Genomic DNA, 18474 nt, shown 5'->3' on the forward strand with positions numbered 1-18474 from the left:
GCAGGACACCCCGACAAACAGCCCAATCAGGGGGCGGCATCATCTCGGAACAAGGGGGCGGTTAATTCTCGGAATTGGGGGGCGGCATCATTTCGGAATGCGGGGGCGGCTTGCCTCGGAATCTGCAAACTGGCCGGTCTTTGATCGGAATGACGGCCGGCTTCATGTCGGAATCCGCACTTCGACCAAGGACCGGGGCGCGTGTGCCGACAGCACGCCGCCTGGCTTTGCGCTTGCGGACGGAAAGTCCTTCCTCGCGATAAAGCCGGTAGATGGCTCAACCACTGGACGGACGACGCCCTATTTTACGAGATAGACACGACAATGTGGCGACGGAACCATATCCGGGCCAGGTGTGGCTACGAAGTCCTCAGACAGATTAGCGAGCTCGGTGACTAGTCTTTCCTTCACGACCTGCAATTTTGATGAAGTAGTCTGACTTTGAAAGACGTTGCAGTCGACAATGGCACCGATATGTCTACCACCGAGCCACTTCGCACGATCGGTAAAAAGCATGGCTTCCGCAGCACCTTCAAACATATTGGAAATCACTATTCCTCGGCGCTCCGACAACAGCGGAATATCAGCGCCCCAGCCTGTTCCAAATACGATCACAACGGACTGTGGATCGGTCACCGCGCTAATCTTTTCGCTTGCCATGTAGTAGGGGTGGTTCCTGAGGTCGGAGGCCAGAACTGTACCGTATGATGAGGTGTACAAGGCATCGATTTGGAACCAGAGGGCCAAAGCCAGCAGCAGCAACGAAGCTACATATCTCCGCGATTGGAAAACCGCGCATATGACGACCCCAAAAATCGCCAATATAAACACGACGGTTTCTATTTCGTAATAAATGTTATACATAAATAATCTTGGAAAGATAATATAACCTGAAATAAAACATAGCGAAAGTGCCAGCATACAAGGAATCCTTCGTTCAAAAATTCCTGCCGCCGCAAATATAAATACTAAGAAAATCCAGTTCCTCCCAAAGTAGTCAGGCAATGTCCGCGTGCCTATCACCCATGACCATAAAGCGGAGTCCCACCGATCGGATGGTACTCCGAAGTACCACGTAAGGTGATTGCCTACGGTTATCATACTGGCAAGCGGGTTTTCTTTCCAAACAGAACTTGTCCAGTGCCCCCAAGAAAGAAGGGCGATCGCCGGAATAATCACGCATAGTCCGCTCAGCATGAACCGTTTAAGAAATGCGAAGAGATGCTCTCGCTGATAGAATCCGACGACCAGCGAGTATAGGAACCCGGCGACGACGAACCCCGCGAATGCCGTAATCTTAACGGTAGAGGCTAGCGATCCCACGAGAATGCATAAAGTGAGATCCCGGAGTGCTCCATTCTTTATGTAGTTAATGTAGAAATAAAGCCAAAAAAGGCTGAGGAATATTGCGGTTGTTTCAATCAGCGTTGACCGCCCCCAGAAAATTACAGCTGGGGACGTGAGCCAAAGCGCGCCAACGACAATGCCAAATAAGCTCTTGTTTTCGGGTGTTAGCGTTTTACCTATGAGGTAAATTGGAACGACGCATGCTACCGCAAAAAAGGCGCTAACAATTCGGCCCGCCGCTGATACGGAAATTCCGGAGAGCTTCACTGAAATTGCGACGATCCATTGATAGAGTGGAAACTCCTGGGGGAGTAACCATGGCTCTCCAAATACAGGGACAATATTCTTTAGCCAGCCTCCCTCGCTTAGCATATATGGTACGCTGATAAGGGTTTGCGCCGGCCGAAAACCCCACAGATCCAACGGTGGCTGTTGAATGGTTTTGAACAAAACATAAGTAAAGTAGCCGGAAGCGAATATGAATATCGCTCCGAATATGGAGTGAACTACTGATTGATAGCGCAGCCGCAGCACTGGAATCTCCTGTCCCGTATCTCGTTAAATCTTTTTTCTACGCCTTGAATTGTAGGTGGATCCTTGTTGCAGGCGAATTGTAGGTAGAGCCTTGTCGCAGGCGGAGTGATTTCGAACATCGGCGTCGCCAATTTCTGCCCAAAACAGTAACACGCCGCATCTTCGCGTCGCGAAAAAGATCGCCAGACTCAAAGGTTGAAGCGGGTGGTGTTCGTGACCTGCTCGGGGTTCAGCACGAGTACAACCCGATCATCGTCCTCTGCGTAGAGTTCTCCGGCCTTTAGACACGCCACGCACAGCAACAAAAGCAGGCCGACTGCAACACTAAGAGTACTCACCCATACAGTATTTAGCTCGCTTATAGGCATCACTATCCACACGACAGCAAAATAGAACATCGAAGCAAGACAAAGGGCATATCGCCAAGTCTTCGGTAGTCGGCTTGCAGCAATCGCTCCGAAGATGAAAATCAACATCGTTGAGCCGTATGGCTGATGATGCGTAAAACTCGGAGCGAGAGACAATAGTAGGCTAAGAACAATGCCAGCCAATCCGATTACAAGCGCCTCGAACGCGAGCGACGAACGAGAATCGCCATCGGGGCGGACAGAGGCAAAAAGCCCCAACAGCGGAGCGACAGCGGCAAGCCACAGGCCGCGTGCAAGGATGAAGAAATCCAGTACACGACTACCCCCGTCAAAGCCGACATGCTGAATGTTTTGCTGCACTTCTCCGAAATGAGACCAATCGGCGTCTAGGTCAAACATAAAGGTGACCGCATCCCTCTTTTCGAGAAGCCACCCTGCTAAGCCCAACTGCCGATATTTCGCAATCACGTCTAAAGCAATCGAGGCGTCTCTGCGCGCGAACCCAAAATCGCCGGTCAAGAAATATCGTATCAGCGCGTTTCCGCCCGGCTGCACATACCTGAGCCAGTAAAGCCACGGCGACGCCATCAGTAATGCGAAGACAGCGCCGAGTATGATCGGGCGCAACCCAGTTCTGAAAATGGTAGAGAGAAAATACAGCGCAATAGGCACGAGAGCGAATAGGTTGCTGGCGTGACTGAGATACGAGGCAGTGGCGCAACCTGCGATCAGACCCAAGACATAGCGGCTTGTGCGCCCATGTGAAAGCTGATGTAGTAGTCCGAATGCCAGGACGGCATAAACGCCACCCAGCATCTTTCCCCATGCGAATACAGAATTGAAAAAGAAGAACGGGCTGGCGCATGCAAGGATCATCATCAGCGCAGCACTTCGAAGGCGAGCAATTTTGCTTATCCAGAAGACGACCGGAACCCACGAAGTCAAGAATAATATCGACGCCATCATATAGGCTGTGGGCAAGAAATCTGACCGGAACAGGGCCTTCAATGGCCCGAAGAATGTCTCGCGTACAAGCAAAAGGAGGGCTGTTAAGAGCGGCGTCCGATCGGCAGCGAGCCAAGAGCTCCACTTGATATCTGCTAAGGTCTCTCCCCGTACCAGATCTTCCGCAAACAGATACGGCAACTGATTGTCTGTGGACCACCGGAGCGGGCTGAAGAAACCGTTTATCGCCCAGCTACCAGCGCCATTATCTCCAGCGCTTACGAGGGCGGAGTAGAACAATGCAACCACCAACCAGACCAATAGCGCTGGCAGGAGCGCCCCAACAATCTGAAGTAGTTTTTGTCTAGAAGCTCCGACAGCGATCAGATGCAATGCGGAAATGGCGATGCATAAGATGATGGCGTAGCTTGCATATATTCGCCATTCTTGCGGTATCATATGAACCGTAAAAGCTACCATTCCCGCAACAGCTAACCCCACCATACCCAGTGGTAACGCGATGCTTTGATCGCTGACAGTCAGTAGAAAGGGCGTCAGGACGATGGCTGATGCGGTGATAAGCCAAGTCAACAGAATCACTAGGGCGCGTGGGCCAAACCCAGTATGAGCAACAAACGATCCCCTGGCGACGCTAAATGGCGTCCCAATGCCCACATAATATTGCGGATCACTGTTTATCGCACGCAACGAGACCTGTGATTTACAAGCCCTGGCTCGCATATTCAAATATACAGTGGACCACTGAGTGTTTGTCCGAGCCGAAGCGATATCCCATTCATCTCCGTTTTCTTCGCATCGAACGAAGATGCGCGTCCCGGGCACCTCCCTCGGGAAACCAAGGATTGGTACAGCCATGTAATGCGGCGGAGTAAAGGGAGCCGTGCTAATGACACCGACAACCCCGCCCTTGTCCGGCGTCCACGAGCGCCATAACGCGAAGCCTTCCGCCGATGTCATCTTCGAGGGGATCTCCATGCCGTCAACGGGATCCGCAAAGCGGGCAAAGTCGCCAACAACCCGCCATTGATCGTTGTTGATCAGCGGTCGAGGCGTGTCATGCGCTCCGTAGGTCTCAGCTAAGTTGACGATCATCGCAACGCTCAGCGCGACACAGAGCAGTGCCACTATGACGTTCAGCAAGCGTTTCTCACGCCATTGGCGCTTCATCAACTCAAACATTTGATTGTTTCAAACCTTACGTTTCTCTCGCGAGATTTGCTTGAAACAGATCTTTGCTGACTTTTCCACCCCTATAGGCGACAGTTCTGTCGCAGTGCCGGAATTTCCAGTAAGCTTTCAGTTTGGGCGTGCCCCAACGCCCTGAACTGTAGGTGGAGCATTATATTGAGCTGCGAGTGATCTAAAAAACCGATCGCGCTAGGACCTATCAAGCGTCGCGATGCTGGCCTCTGAAGGTGAAATATTTATGCAGGAAATAACTTGTGGCAATCGGACTCAGTACGCCAATCACATGAGCTATAGTTTCCGTATGGAACTGAAAATTGACGAAAGGAAAAACGCCCCGCACCAGAACCAAACTTACTGCCCAGACTTGGGTCAGTGCGACGATGTTGACGATCCCAAAGCGAAAGTATTCCGACCCCACGTGCCTTTGAGATTTTTCGAAGACATAGAGTTTCATCAAAACAAAGGCTGTCGTCATGCCCGCGAGATAGGCGCATATGATTGCAGCCGAGTAATTTGTCACCTGCGATAACGCCATTCGGGACAAGATGTTGACTGCCGCCGCAATGCCGCCGGAAAGAGCAAAGCGGACGAAAGGCTGCGAAAGCAGTCGGGCCACCTTATCGCTCATCGGGTGACCGCCTCCGCCATCTTGCGCCCATAGCGCACGCTTTCGGCAATACCTCGATCCTCGGGATAATAATAGCAGGTGTCGGCGATTTGGAGTCCATCTATCGCCGTCTGTATCGGCGGAAGTTTATCCAAGAAATCCGGCTCGCACACTGGTTGCGCATATTTCAGGCGTCCGACCTTGGCATCGACGAGATCGGCTTGGGTGATGTGAGGATTGACCCTGCGGATATAGCCGAAGGCTTCTTCGATGAACTGTTGGTCGCTCCATTGCCACTTCGGCTGCGTTACCGGCATGTAGTAGGGCACGTAGACTATAGTGTCGCTGACTGGACGCAGGTTGGAAAATTCGATTAGCCCGGGGATTTCAATGCTCTCGTCGACAATATTGACCCAGAAATTGCGGCTTATGGACTTCTTCAGCTTGAACAGCAGGCAGACCACGCCAATGTTGCGGATTGCGTCATATTTCGCCTTCGAGGCCGCCGGCAGGTCGGGCACGAGCCCCGAGATCAGCGGCGTGGGGATGGTCGAAATGACTGCGTCGGCGGGGAAGAAGCGGCCGCCGGCCGTCGCGCCGGTGACTCTGCCGTTCTCCGTCTCGACCTTTTCGGCCGGCGTCGACAGGTGCAGCCGGCCGCCCTTAGCGGTGTAGGCCGAAACCAGCGCATCGACGAGCGTCTGGCTGCCGCCTTCGATGTAGCCCAGTTCTTCCTGGAAGATCGAACGGCGCGAATTGCCGATGCGGCGCACGCGGGTGGCGATCCAAGACGCAGAAATGTCGTCTGCAAGCTCATAGAACTTCAGGTCCATCAACCGCCTCCAGAGCGTGTTGTAGACCTCCTTGCCGGAACCGCCTTCCAGCCATTGCCGCGCCGTCTTATGCTCTATCGAAGCGAAGTTGCTGGTTTTCGTCGTCAGGAACATCTGCAGGCCGGTCCGGATCTTGGCGATCAGGCTCAGATGCGGGAAGCGGAGGAGGGAGATCGGGTCGCCCCACGGGTGGACACGCCCCTTCATGAAATAGCCCATGGATGTCGAGCGCCAGCGCATCTTGTCGCCGATGCCGAGTTCACGCATCAGCGCGAACGTGGGCTCATCCGACTTGCAAACGAAGTGATAGAAGCGCTCGATGGACAGGCCGCCGAAATCGAAATGCGCAGCCATTCCGCCGGCAACCGAATCCGCCTCGATCAAATCGACCTCATGCCCAAGCTGAACGGCTCGGTGCGCAGCTGCCAGGCCCATGGCACCCGCGCCGATGACCACGATACGGCTCATCTTCGTCTCCTAAAAGTCCAGTACGATGCTGCTGTAACGCGGATCGAGGTAGGTTTCAGCAATCGCATCGCGCAGCGGCGTGGCTGGCACACCGAAAATCGCCGGCCAGTCGATCACAGCAAAGGTTTCGGGAATGACCAGCGCTTCGAGCTGGCTTGTGGTGAAGGGCGGCTTGCTGCTGAACTTGCCGTAGACGAACAGCAGCCACCAGAACACGTGATAGGGAATGTGGACGATGCGTGCCCTTGGCTTCACGGTCGTGTGTATTAGGTGGATCAGATCGCCATAGTGGATCTGCTCAAGGCCGGAAATGTCGTAGGTGCCCGTCGGCCGGTTGGTGAGCGACGAGATGATGATGTTGGCGAAATCGCCCACGTAGAGCGGCTGGCGGATGAACTTGCCGTTGCCGGGAATTGGAAAGATTGGCACGCGGTCCATGAAGTGGCGAAGCCAGCCCAGATGCTTACGATCGAACCAGCCGAACATCAGCGTCGGGCGCAGGATGACGTGCGGAATTTCGGTTACGGTATCGATGAACCGTTCTTGGGTGGTCTTGGAACGGGTATAGAAATCGTCTGCCTTCGAATTGACCACAGAGGACGAGATGTGGACGAAATAGGGGATGGCATGCCTGCGCATCGCGGCTACGATTTTCTCGGTGGCCACTACGTTGTTGTCGATGAATTCCTGCGCGTCCAGGCCACCGATCTGGGCTTGGTTCAATAGGACGGTATCGGCGCCAGCAAAGGTATCCGTCCATACGCCGTCGATAGCGAGATCCGCCTCGATGACTTCGATCTCGGGATGAAGCTTGCGCAACAGCGCCGTATTGCTCGCATGCTTGTCGATGCCGACAATCTTGAGGTCAGGCACGCTCTTCAGCCGGGCTATCACGTTTTGGCCGACAAGTCCCGCGGCTCCTGTGATGACGATCTTCCGCATCAAATGTCCATCCGGTTGAAGATGGCGCTCGGCAGGTTGCGAATGATCAGCATGATATAGCGCCAAAACCAGGGGGCATAGACGACCGGTCCGCCACGATCGGCCGCGGCTCGAACGACGGCTGCGACCCGAGGAGCCGTTGCCCACAGCAGGCCCTTGCGATCAAAGCCTTCCGTCATCGGGGTGATTGTCGGGCCCGGCTTGACTATGACGGCACGAGGACCCTTGTTTGCAAATCGGTGAGCGATACCCTCGACGAGGACGGCCAAGCCGGCTTTCGCCGCACCGTATACGAAATTCGCGCGGCGGCCGCGGTCCCCGGCCACAGACCCGATAACGACCAGCGAACCGCGCCCCTGCCGCTCCAGCTCCACAGCCGCGGCAAGGCACCAGGCCGCAGCCGAGTTGAAGTTGACCTGCAGGATGTCGTCCGCGACCGATTGATCACGTTCGGCGTCAGCTTGGTCGCCGAGAATACCGTATGCAATGAGGATATGATCGACGCCGCCCAATTGGCGGATGAAATCGCCAAGCGTCGCATCCACGCCCTGCACCGAAGCCAGGTCGTGAACTGCGGTTTGCGCTCTATTCGCGCCACGGATCTTCAGGTCGGAGGCAATCGACGACAGCTTGCCGGCATGCCGTCCGACAAGCAACAGATCGGCGCCTTCTGCCGCGTAGAGGCGCGCGGTTGCCTCAGCAATCGCTGATGTCGCGCCTAGCACAATCACTCGCAATGTGCTGCACTCCTGTTCATTGAGCGATCCTTCTCCAAAAATGCGATTGGAAATTGGGGTCCACGTATTTGGCAAAGTCCTGCCACTGTGGATAGCCCGAGCGGAACATATCCACCGTCATTCTGCCGTCCTTGGCAGGGTAGAGCCGGCCGCCGGCCTCGCACACGATCGCGTCCAGCCGGTCCATCAACTGCAGCGTCGATGCTCCGCGGTTTGGAAAATCGAGCGCCAAGGTTGTCCCTGGGCGCGGAAATGATAACATACCGGGCGATGGCTTGACGCCGAACGTCTTGAGGACCGCTAGAAACGACCCTTCGCCGGCGGACGATATTGTCTCCAGCATCGCCTTGGTGGCATCCCTCTCGTTCTCGGGGGGGACGGCGGATTGATACTGATACATCCCGCGCCGGCCATACATCCGGTACCAATGACCGATCGCATCGAGGGGATAGAAGAAGGGGTGAATTGGAACGGTTCCGCGACCGGCCTTGCGCTTCCCATTCCAGTGGTACAAGCGATTGAAGGCGCCGATCGAGAGCTTATTCAGAACGAAGCCGGGGAAGTTCAGCGGCATGTTCAGTTGGGGTTCGGTTCTGGACGGTAGCCGCGCGCCTTTTGGGGCGTGGTTTCCTCGGGTGAACAGGCCGCGCCCCAGATCCTTGCCCCTCGCCAGGCAGTCGATCCAGGAGACCGTATAGTCGAATACGTCCTCGCTCTCTCGCGAGATCTGAAAGAACTCATCGAGATTGCCAAAGGGAACATTTTCGATATCCATCACCGCGCTCTCGATTCGCATCACCTCGATTTCGGCCGAGGTAATGATGCCGGTGAGCCCCAGGCCGCCGATCGTTGCCGAAAACAGCCCGGTGTTATCCTGTGGGGTCAGCTCGAGCTCACGACCATCCGAGCGCAACAAGCCGATTCGTTTCACCCAACGCCCTAATGTACCCGCTGTATGATGGTTCTTGCCGTGAACATCGTTCGCGATTGCCCCGCCCAGAGTGACAAAGCGCGTGCCAGGCGTCACTGGCAGAAAGAAGCCCCGCTTTATAAGCACTCGCAGCAGCGTATCGAACGAAATGCCAGCTTCGGCCCTCAGGAGCAGCCTGTCCGGGTCGAAGGAGATCGCTCTGTCGACGGAAGTCATGTCCAGCAGCACGCCATCCGGATTGAGGCAAGTGTCGCCATAGGATCGACGCAGACCGGTCGCAAGGATCGGTAGGTCGTCATTTCTTGCAGCCGTCAAAGCTTCGGAGAGGTCGTCCTGCCATATCGGCCTAGCCACCTTGTGCGGCGCTCTAATAATGCCTCCCCATGATCTGATCTCGTCGGATGTCGAAAATCGGATCATAGGGCAGCCAGAAAGAGGACGAAAACGATGCCGCCGAGCGTCAGGCTGATCCGATCCCGTAGGGCGAAGCTCACCGGATCATCGTTCATATTGCCGCGGTGTGCGAGCAACCAAATGCGGCCGAGCCAAATTGACAGAATGAGCGGCATTCCCGACAGCAATTGTGGATGGCTATAGACGCTCGCCGGCAACATCTCCTCAATGATGAAAAGCACGAGAACGACAAGTGAAGCGATAGCCGAGGCAATGCCTAACGTCAGTGTCAAAGGTGCATCTTCAACGCGATAGCCCCGGCTGGTGAGACTATGTGTTTCTCCGGTCACCCCAGCACGGATAATTTCCGTATGCCGTTTTGTTACCGCTAAGGAGAAGAAGAAAAAGACGGAAAATGTTAGCAGCCACGCAGGGCTCGGCCGGCTGAAAAGAACGACTCCCATGATAATGCGTACAGTAAAGAGTACCCCAATGATCAGAGTGTCTAGCAGAGGCACACGTTTCAGGCCGAGCGAATAGCATCCGGTGAGGACGAGGTAGCTGGCGAGCGCACCTGCGAAGGCTGGCGCAAGCGCTAACGCCGATGCAAAGCCGACGAAAAGTAATGTGCCGGAAAGTGCTAAGCCGACCGGGATCGACATCCGTCCACTTGCAAGCGCGCGGTTACGCTTCGACCAATGGAGGCGGTCCGCATTGAGATCGGCCAAGTCGTTGAGGAGATAAGTCGCCGATGTAACCATCAGCAGGCAGAAGAAGGCCAGAAAAGTACGGATGATGAGAGAAGGGTCGTGCCAAGCGTGACCGAAAACTAAGGGCAGGAATATTAGTATGTTCTTAGACCAATGATGAACGCGGAGAGCCTTCAACAGATCCTTCAACGGCAGTTGCTTGTTCTTAAATTCGGCTTCGATGGGTTTGTTGAGATTTCGTGCCGCGTTGGCAACCGACGAGGAGGCTCCAGCGAGCACAATTCCGGATGCCGCTTTCCAGACAGCAACGTCTGCCGTGCTGTCACCCGCGTAAGTAAAACCTTCCGGGAAGCGCTGCTTCAAATAAGCCGCCTTTGCTTTACCTTTTAGATTTGCTTCGGTCGAGCCGGTTGCACTCGCGAAGATGCCCAGCCGTCGCGCCACCGTTTCAACTACGGGCTGGGCGGCGGCCGAGCAAAGATGAATCTCGCGTCCGTGGTCAGCCTGCTGATGAAGCCATTGAACCAAATCCTCGCGGATCGGGAGCGTTGTGTCTTTGAGGTCGATTTCATGCGCGAGATGTGCCTTCAGCGCCGCTCGCCCCTTCGGGAGACTGCAGAATGCCCGCAAAACACCAAAAGGGCGTGTGAATAGTCCCTTCGCGATTTGCTCGTACAATGTGTCTGTGACAATCAGCGTATCGTCGAGATCGACGACAATCGGCAGTTCGCAAGTCTGGACGTGATCCGTTTTTACGGCGACCTCACGGATTTTTTCCATATCTCCCACAATTCTCGCAATCTCGCCCTCGTCGGGGCATCAATCCATCAAATGATCGAGAGGCTGTTTCCCATGAGAGGGAGAAAAATTCAAGCAAAGACCACCGGTGACAGCTCATTGCACAGAGATAGGAGCGTTCCGTCACGTAAAATATCATCAATACCGAATTCCATAAGCGATGCGTTATGATGCTGCTTCCGGGAAAAGCCGGCGCCGGAGCGATCGCCATGAACACAGCTTTCACGATCGCCTTGCCCTGACTTTTGGTGAGCCTGTGTTCGCTTGCGATCCCTCCCATCCTGCCCCAGAGAAAGGGCCATCACGGCCCAGAGCGCGATCGTGATCGTCGGACCCAGCCTCCTTCGCCGCACGAATAAGCGAAGCGCGCATCGTGCGAAAATGCCTTCCAGAATCACACTTAGGCCGACTCCAGCAACCACAGCTTGATCCTCGCTCGTATCTGCCATCCGGCAGGCAGCGCTTCCGCAGCGTCGCCAGAGGAGTGAGGGCCTGTGCGCTTCCGGACCGTCCATCATAATCTGCGGCTATCCTTGGATTATGCGCGCAAGCAGGTATCTGATGCTTCAACCGCGCCAAAATGGCGGATCTCTCCGCCCGGCCAGATTCGACAATAGCAGTCGCATTCTTCAGCTTAGCGGCACCGCTTCCAAGAGAGGTTCTCTACAATTCATTATAGCCACCGCTCCTGCGATGAGGCTTGGCTCGGCCAGCCTGACAAATCCTCGCAAGCGCAGCCTAGAGCGAGGCACCTCAAGTAAGGAGACGGATTTACGGCCTCACCGATAAGTAGACTTGAGAAAAAATTGTCTGTTAGTCGTGTTTCGTGATTTCTCTGCCACAACCATCCCGAAATACGGCAAGCGCTAATATCTCCATAGCGTTGTAACTTAGAGTGCGCTACATCGTGGGCAAATGGTAAAGCGAACGGTTCGCCGCCGTAAGCGCGCCAATCTGCAGCTTCAGGGGAATGATTTCGTACATGGATGGCGTGGTTCCGCAGCATTACGACTCCGGTCTTCGTGCACTTTGCGGTATCGCGGCGTTCTATCGTATCGCCACTGATCCGGTGCAGCTTCAGCACGATCTGGCGTTGAAGGGGCGCGCGTCCGAAGCGATCGACATCCAGCGGGCAGCGAAGACCATTGGCCTCAAGGCGCGTGTCGTGGAGAAGGTTACAGAACACCGCCTCCGATCCATGCCGATTCCGGCAATCGTCAAAGTGCGCAGCGGCTCCTTTCAGGTGCTCGGCGGCTTGAATTCATCGGGAAAGTACAGACTCGTTGATCCGATAACGCGCGTTGATCGGGAGATTGGCCCGTCGGATATACTGGACGAAATCGGTTCGTGTGTGATCCTCGTTGGCCGACGGATCGGCGGTGAAGGATCCGACCCCAGGGAGTTCGGGCTCAAGTGGTTTTTGCCGTCGATCTGGCGATACCGCAAGCCTCTCGCCCATGTTCTGCTTGCATCGCTATTTGTTCAGATATTCGCACTCGTCACGCCCTTGTTCTTCCAGGTGGTGGTTGACAAGGTTCTGACCCACAAAGGCTACTCGACGCTCTTTGTACTGGTCGCTGGCATCGCGATCGTTGGTCTCTTCGATGTCGTGCTTCAGTATCTGAGAACCTATGCGCTGGCACACACGACGAACCGGATCGACGTCGAACTTGGGCAGCGGCTCTTCCATCATCTTCTGCAGCTGCCACTCGGCTACTTCGAGACCCGTTCGGCGGGTCAGACGGTCGCAAGGGTGCGCGAGCTTGAAACCATACGTGCATTTCTGACCGGGCAGGGACTGTTTTCGGCACTTGATGTCATTTTCACTCTTGTCTTCATCGCGGTACTTTTTGCTTACTCCTGGAGCTTGACGCTGATCGTCATTGCCGCGATCCCGATCTACATTCTTATCGGCATGGCGGTCAGGCCGCCGCTTCGCGAATTCGTCAAAGAGAAATTCAATCGAGGCGCGGCGAGCCAGCAATTCCTCGTCGAAGCGATCGTCGGCGTCCACACGGTCAAATCCGCCGCGGTGGAACCGGTGATGCAGGCACAGTGGGAGGAGAAGCTGGCGGCCTACGTGCGGACGGCTTTTGATACGACGCTGCTCAGCGCCGGCGGACAAAACGCCATTCAATATGTCAGCAAGCTTTCGACGGCGGCTCTTCTTCTCTTTGGCGCGAAGGCCGTCATCGATGGCGAGCTATCCGTTGGTTCGCTGGTCGCCTTCAACATGATTGCCGGTCAGGTCACCCAGCCGGTCTTGCGGCTCTCCCAACTCTGGCAGGATTTTCAGCAGGTGCAGATCTCCGTTGATCGGCTGGGGGACATCCTGAACACGCCGATGGAGCGTCAACCCGGCTCTCGTTTGTCGTTGCCGGCGCCGCGAGGGCACATCGAATTTCGAAATGTGACCTTCCGCTATCGGCCTGGCTCGCCGGAGGTCCTGAAGAGCATATCGCTTGAGATCAGACCCGGCGAGATGATCGGCATCGTCGGCGCCTCGGGCTCTGGAAAATCGACGCTGACCAAGCTCGTCCAGCGCCTTTATGTCCCGGAGGAGGGGCAGCTCCTTCTCGACGGGGCGGACCTTTCGCAACTCGATCCCGCCTGGCTTCGAGGCCACATAGGCGTCGTTCTTCAAGAAAACCTTTTGTTTAACCGCACGATCCACGACAACATAGCATTTTCGAATCCGGCGATGCAGCGGGCTCAAGTCATTGCCATTGCCAGGCTCGCCGGCGCTGACGAGTTCATCTCAAGGCTACCGCAGGGCTATGACACGATGGTCGAGGAGCGCGGCGCGAACCTTTCCGGCGGCCAGCGCCAGAGGATCGCAATTGCGCGCGCACTTGCGACCAATCCGCCGATATTGATTTTCGACGAGGCGACCAGTGCGCTTGACTACGAGAGCGAGCGCGTCATTCAGACGAACATGCGCCAGATCGCAGCGGGTAGAACCGTAATCATCATCGCGCATCGGCTTGCAGCCGTCAGGCCATGCAACCGGATTATCGGCATCGCCGACGGTCGGATCGCCGAGGTCGGCAGCCATGACGAATTGTTGGGAAGGCCAGACGGCCTCTATTCGCGTCTGTGGGCGTTGCAAAACGACAGGGGGGCGGCATGAGCGCAGTCGCAAACACCTCTCGGCATTCTGCTCGTCCCCAACGTCCCGCAACGCGCGCAGATCACGAATTTCTGGCGCCAGCCCTTGAAGTCCTGGAAACGCCACCATCGCCCGTACGCATGACGCTAATCTGGGTCATCTGCCTGTTCACCGCCGTTGCACTGGCGTGGTCCTATCTCGCCCGCATCGACATTATCGCTGCCGCGCAAGGCAAGATCCAGCCGACCGGCCGTGTCAAGGTCGTGCAGCCATTGCTGACCGGCAAGGTGAAGGCGTTGCCGCCACAAAACGGCGACCACGTGCGCCGGGCCGACATTCTGCTCGAACTCGATCCGACAGACGCTTTGGCAGATGAACGGGACGCTTCAAAGGGCCTCGCATCCGTGAAAGCTGAGGTTCAGCGCCGTCGGGCCGCCATCCAGTTCGTTCGTTCGCAGCCGGCCGCGGGATCGGTTCCGGAAGTTAGCTGGGGCAGAAGCACTGGTTTTGATCTGCAACAGCGCGAGAACGGCATTCTTCGAGGCGATATCGAGCGATACGACGCGATCATTGCCTCGCTCGACGCGCAGCAGCATCAGAAAGAAGTGGAGCGTGATCGGCTCAAATTGACAGTCGCCGCGCAAGAATCCCTCGTATTGACCCTCAAAGAGCGGGTGATGATGCGCAGTACGCTTGCTTCGAAGGATGCGGGTACAATGGCAAGCGTCATCGATGCGACGGAGGCAATGAAGGAGCAGGTGACGCAGTTGGCGATACGGCAAGGTCAGCTTGCCGATGCCGAGGCTGCAATCGATGTCTTCGCGACCGAGAAACGGAAAACGGAACGCGCCTTTCTCAGCGATCAGCTCGACCGGCTTGGCGATGCCGAGCGCCGCGCGGACGAATTGGAGGAGCGCCTGGCGAAGGCAAGGAATTCCCTTGAGCAGATGACGTTGCGCAGCCCGATCGATGGAACGGTGCAATCCTCCTCGGTGACCGGCCTTGGGCAGGTGGTTACTGTTGGCCAGGACCTGATGCGGATCGTGCCCGAAGACAGCACGCTCGAGCTTGAGGTCTATATGCCGAACAAGGACATTGGCTTCATCAAAGTCGGCCAGGAGGCTGTCGTGAAACTCGAGGCCTTTCCATTCACCCGCTACGGGACGGTTTCAGCCGTCGTGGTCAAGGTCGCAGCCGATGCCATCCCGGAGCCAGACGCAACCCGGCGCGAGGGAGACCCGACAGGCCGGCAGTTGGGGACAGCCTTTGGTGGCGCGGAGCGAACACAGAACCTGGTCTTTCCTGTTACGCTGCGCCTAGACGCCGATCACATCCGAGCCGATGGGGCAGATGTCAAGTTGACGCCAGGCATGACTGCAGTTGCCGAGGTCCGTACCGGTCAGCGTAGGATACTGGAATATGTGTTTTCGCCACTGGTTGAGGTCACTGATGAGGCGCTCCATGAGCGATGAAGGATCGTCACGATATATTGGCTATGAACGCTTTGCGACTGCGGTAGATTCTCGTTTTGTGAGTAAATTCGGAGACTTATCCCAAATTAGAGGGTTAAAAGGCGTGTTTGCGGCAAATTATATTCGTAAAGTGGTCTGGGTATTAGCGCAGATCAGACAGCCAATAATGAGGTTTGTCGGCGGCTTGCTGCCGGCAGCACTTCCCGGTGGCCGGACTTAATTTCATTTTCAGCCGAGCGTCGTGCGCGTGGGGAGGTGAACCGACCCAGCGCACGGTGGGGTGGCATAGCAAGCGGTGATTTCATGACGGACGTTATTACTCCCACAAAGAACGTCAGCTTGACGGGAGATGAGAAAATTGATGGCGTTATCAGCGGCTATGCCTGGGACGGCACGATAACCTATGCGTTTCCTACCAGCTCGACGTCTTACTCCTATAGCGGCGAGAAAGATTACAGTTTTTCTTCGATTTCCTCGCAACAGCGTTCAGCAGCCTTGTTCCTCATGGAACAATCCTACGGAAACACGGCAAATGACGGCTTTTCCGTAGAGGGATTTACCAATGCCAATTTCGTGGCCGGCGGCGCGGACACCGCAACGGTGCGATTTGCACAGTCGTGGCTTCCTGATACGGCATGGGCCTATGAACCGGGTGCTGGAAGCCCCAGCGGCGATATCTGGTTCGGGACGGCCTATGCTTGGACGGCCAATGATTATCGCTATCCGGAGTTCGGCAACTATGCAGGTCAGACGTTAGCGCATGAACTGGGTCACGCTCTTGGCCTCAAACATGGTCATGAAGCGGACACAAACAATTCGGCGATCGTGCCTGACGCCTACGACTCCCTCGAATACACGATCATGACCTACCGCACATATGTCGGAGACAGTGCGACTGGCTACAAATACGAGCAGAATGGCGCGCCACAGACGTTCATGATGCTCGATATCGCCGCCCTACAGGAAATGTACGGTGCGGACTACACGACAAACAGTGGCAATACCGTTTACAAGTGGAAGCCGAACGAGGGCGTCACCTATGTCAATGGGGTGGCGGCCATCACGCCTGCTGCCAATAGGATCTTCGCAACAATCTGGGACGGCGGCGGTGTCGACACCTATGATCTGAGCGCCTATACCACCGGCCTTCAAATCGACCTCCGACCAGGGAGCTATTCGGTCTTTTCTGGGCTCCAGCTGGCTGATCTCGGAGGCGGCCCGAATAACGGCTATGCTCGCGGTAACATTTTCAACGCGCTTCTTTATCACGACAACATCGCATCGTTGATCGAGAATGTTCAGGCAGGCTCCGGCAACGATACCATTACCGGCAACGAGGCGGACAATACCCTCTGGGGCAATGCCGGAAATGACTCGCTCAGCGGCGGTGCAGGCAATGACACTTTGAACGGCGGCGCCGGATTGGACCGGATGTCGGGCGGGGTGGGCGACGACATCTACGTTGTCGATGTCGCAAACGACGTCGTGATTGAGAACGCGGACGAGGGGACGGACACGGTCAAGACCGCGTTTTGGGGTTATACACTCGCCAACAACGTGGAGAACCTGACCTTCACGGGCACAGGCGCGTTCAGCGGCATCGGCAATGCCACGGCCAATGTGATCACCGGCGGGGCAGGTTCCGATTGGCTGGATGGAAAGGCAGGCGCCGACACTCTGAACGGCGGCGGCGGGGACGATACTTATATTGTCGACGCCCTGAGCGACGTCCTGGTCGAGGCGTCCGGCGGTGGCACAGACGTCGTCCGGACTGCTCTTGCAAGCTATTCGCTGGCGGCGATCGCCAATGTCGAGAACCTTGCCTTCACCGGGATTGGCAGTTTCACCGGTGCAGGAAACACCCTCGACAACTACATCGCTGGCGGGGTCAGCGACGACACGCTGCTTGGAGACGCCGGCAACGATAGGCTTGATGGTGGCAAGGGAGCCGATGCGCTTTCCGGGGGTACTGGCAACGACATCTATGTTGTCGACAATGCGGGGGATACGGTCACCGAGGGTACCGAGGAAGGTACCGACACGGTGCAGGCGTACCTCGCAAGCTACACACTGGGCGCCAATGTCGAAAACCTCACTTCAGGAGGCTGGCCGGCCTTTGCAGGCACCGGCAACGCATTCGACAACATCATGACCGGCGGGGCCGGCGTCGACACGCTGAAAGGCGGCGCGGGCGACGACACATACGTTATCAGCACCGGAGACATCGTTATCGAGAATGGCGACGAGGGCATCGACACGGTCAAGACGAACCTGGCGGCCTACACGCTGGGGGCCAATGTCGAGAACCTGACATCGACCGGCGTGGCAGCCTTTACCGGCACCGGCAATGCGCTCGACAACGTTATCAAGGGTGGGGTCGCTGCCGACAGGCTGACTGGGGGCGCAGGCAACGACACATTGATTGGGGGTGCTGGTTCGGACACGATGTTGGGCGGCGCAGGCCAGGACACCTATGTGGTCGATGTTTCGACTGATATTGTGATTGAGAACCTGAACGAGGGGATCGACACTGTACAGACGGCGCTTGCGACCTATTCGATCGCCGCACTGGTGAACGTCGAGAACCTGACCTACACCGGCCCGGGCAACTTCACCGGCACCGGCAATGCCGGGGCGAATGTGATCACCGCTGGTGTCGGCAACGACATGTTGAACGGCGGCGCTGGCGCCGACACGCTGATCGGCGGGATCGGCAACGACATCTACATCGTCGACAACGCTGCCGACATCGTCAGCGAAAATGCCGGCGAAGGCACCGACACGGTACTGACGGCGCTGGCAAGCTATACGCTTGCCGCCAATGTCGAGAACCTGACCTACAGCGGCACGGCGGCTTTTGCCGGCACCGGCAACGACCTCAACAACACGATCGCCGGAGCTGCGGCCACCGATACCTTGTCGGGCGGCGACGGTGATGACACGCTGAACGGCGGCGCTGGCGCCGACACGCTGATCGGCGGGACGGGCAACGACACCTACATCGTCGACAGTGCCGCCGATGTCGTCACCGAAAATGCCGACGAGGGGATCGATACGGTCAGGACCGCGCT

Annotated in this window: 13 protein-coding genes; 4 read left to right on the forward strand and 9 right to left on the reverse strand. The window is 56.5% G+C overall.

Annotated features, from left to right (window positions below; translation table 11 throughout):
- Positions 1-300: 300 nt before the first annotated feature.
- The 9 genes from ATY79_RS20290 to ATY79_RS20330 form a co-directional block, all read right to left on the reverse strand.
- Positions 301-1881 carry a glycosyltransferase family 39 protein gene (locus ATY79_RS20290; protein ID WP_088704712.1) on the reverse strand — a complete coding sequence of 527 codons (1581 nt, stop codon included), beginning with the start codon at positions 1879-1881 and terminating at the stop codon, positions 301-303.
- Positions 1882-2069: 188 nt separating this feature from the next.
- Positions 2070-4394, reverse strand: a complete 2325-nt coding sequence (locus ATY79_RS20295) for a hypothetical protein (protein ID WP_088704713.1) — start codon at positions 4392-4394, stop codon at positions 2070-2072.
- A 208-nt stretch (positions 4395-4602) separates the two neighbouring features.
- Positions 4603-5031 (reverse strand): GtrA family protein, encoded by a 429-nt coding sequence (locus ATY79_RS20300; protein WP_088704714.1) that lies wholly within the window; start codon positions 5029-5031, stop codon positions 4603-4605.
- Positions 5028-6311: an NAD(P)/FAD-dependent oxidoreductase gene (locus ATY79_RS20305; protein ID WP_088704715.1), complete on the reverse strand. Its 1284-nt coding sequence runs from the start codon at positions 6309-6311 to the stop codon at positions 5028-5030. Before ATY79_RS20305 ends, ATY79_RS20300 begins: the two co-directional genes overlap by 4 nt.
- A gap of 9 nt (positions 6312-6320) precedes the next feature.
- Positions 6321-7253 carry an NAD-dependent epimerase/dehydratase family protein gene (locus ATY79_RS20310; RefSeq protein ID WP_088704716.1) on the reverse strand — a complete coding sequence of 311 codons (933 nt, stop codon included), beginning with the start codon at positions 7251-7253 and terminating at the stop codon, positions 6321-6323.
- On the reverse strand, positions 7253-7984 hold the full coding sequence (locus ATY79_RS20315; protein ID WP_245312410.1) for an SDR family NAD(P)-dependent oxidoreductase: 732 nt from the start codon (positions 7982-7984) through the stop codon (positions 7253-7255). Before ATY79_RS20315 ends, ATY79_RS20310 begins: the two co-directional genes overlap by 1 nt.
- A 22-nt stretch (positions 7985-8006) precedes the next feature.
- A complete protein-coding gene (locus ATY79_RS20320) occupies positions 8007-9275 on the reverse strand; it encodes an FAD-binding oxidoreductase (protein ID WP_245312409.1) in 1269 nt (422 codons plus the stop codon).
- Positions 9276-9337: 62 nt separating this feature from the next.
- Entirely contained in the window at positions 9338-10804 is a 1467-nt protein-coding gene (locus ATY79_RS20325; protein WP_088704719.1) for a UbiA family prenyltransferase, read from the reverse strand.
- 89 nt (positions 10805-10893) lie between these two features.
- Complete coding sequence (locus ATY79_RS20330; RefSeq protein WP_088704720.1) at positions 10894-11271, reverse strand: hypothetical protein; 378 nt, start codon at positions 11269-11271, stop codon at positions 10894-10896.
- Between the two features lie 533 nt (positions 11272-11804).
- Here ATY79_RS20330 and ATY79_RS20335 point away from each other — a divergent pair.
- The 4 genes from ATY79_RS20335 to ATY79_RS31915 all read left to right on the forward strand — a co-directional run.
- Positions 11805-13952, forward strand: a complete 2148-nt coding sequence (locus tag ATY79_RS20335; protein ID WP_088704721.1) for a type I secretion system permease/ATPase — start codon at positions 11805-11807, stop codon at positions 13950-13952.
- Positions 13949-15403 (forward strand): HlyD family type I secretion periplasmic adaptor subunit, encoded by a 1455-nt coding sequence (locus ATY79_RS20340; RefSeq protein ID WP_088704722.1) that lies wholly within the window; start codon positions 13949-13951, stop codon positions 15401-15403. Before ATY79_RS20335 ends, ATY79_RS20340 begins: the two co-directional genes overlap by 4 nt.
- Positions 15393-15623 carry a hypothetical protein gene (locus ATY79_RS30610; RefSeq protein WP_141105747.1) on the forward strand — a complete coding sequence of 77 codons (231 nt, stop codon included), beginning with the start codon at positions 15393-15395 and terminating at the stop codon, positions 15621-15623. The genes ATY79_RS20340 and ATY79_RS30610 overlap by 11 nt, the downstream gene beginning before the upstream one ends.
- A gap of 83 nt (positions 15624-15706) precedes the next feature.
- On the forward strand, positions 15707-18474 hold a 2768-nt coding region (locus tag ATY79_RS31915), incomplete at its 3' end, for a matrixin family metalloprotease (RefSeq protein ID WP_141105748.1).

Origin of the sequence: Rhizobium sp. R693 (assembly GCF_002211315.1) — a bacterium.
Classification (GTDB): Bacteria; Pseudomonadota; Alphaproteobacteria; order Rhizobiales; family Rhizobiaceae; genus Rhizobium.

Coding starts and splice junctions, on each gene's coding strand:
- ATY79_RS20325 (WP_088704719.1), bottom strand. CDS start 10,804: ATGGAAAAAATCCGTGAGGTCGCCGTAAAAACGGATCACGTCCAGACT.
- ATY79_RS20310 (WP_088704716.1), bottom strand. CDS start 7,253: ATGCGGAAGATCGTCATCACAGGAGCCGCGGGACTTGTCGGCCAAAAC.
- ATY79_RS20295 (WP_088704713.1), bottom strand. CDS start 4,394: ATGTTTGAGTTGATGAAGCGCCAATGGCGTGAGAAACGCTTGCTGAAC.
- ATY79_RS20335 (WP_088704721.1), top strand. CDS start 11,805: ATGGATGGCGTGGTTCCGCAGCATTACGACTCCGGTCTTCGTGCACTT.
- ATY79_RS30610 (WP_141105747.1), top strand. CDS start 15,393: ATGAGCGATGAAGGATCGTCACGATATATTGGCTATGAACGCTTTGCG.
- ATY79_RS20330 (WP_088704720.1), bottom strand. CDS start 11,271: ATGGCAGATACGAGCGAGGATCAAGCTGTGGTTGCTGGAGTCGGCCTA.
- ATY79_RS20300 (WP_088704714.1), bottom strand. CDS start 5,031: ATGAGCGATAAGGTGGCCCGACTGCTTTCGCAGCCTTTCGTCCGCTTT.
- ATY79_RS20340 (WP_088704722.1), top strand. CDS start 13,949: ATGAGCGCAGTCGCAAACACCTCTCGGCATTCTGCTCGTCCCCAACGT.
- ATY79_RS20305 (WP_088704715.1), bottom strand. CDS start 6,311: ATGAGCCGTATCGTGGTCATCGGCGCGGGTGCCATGGGCCTGGCAGCT.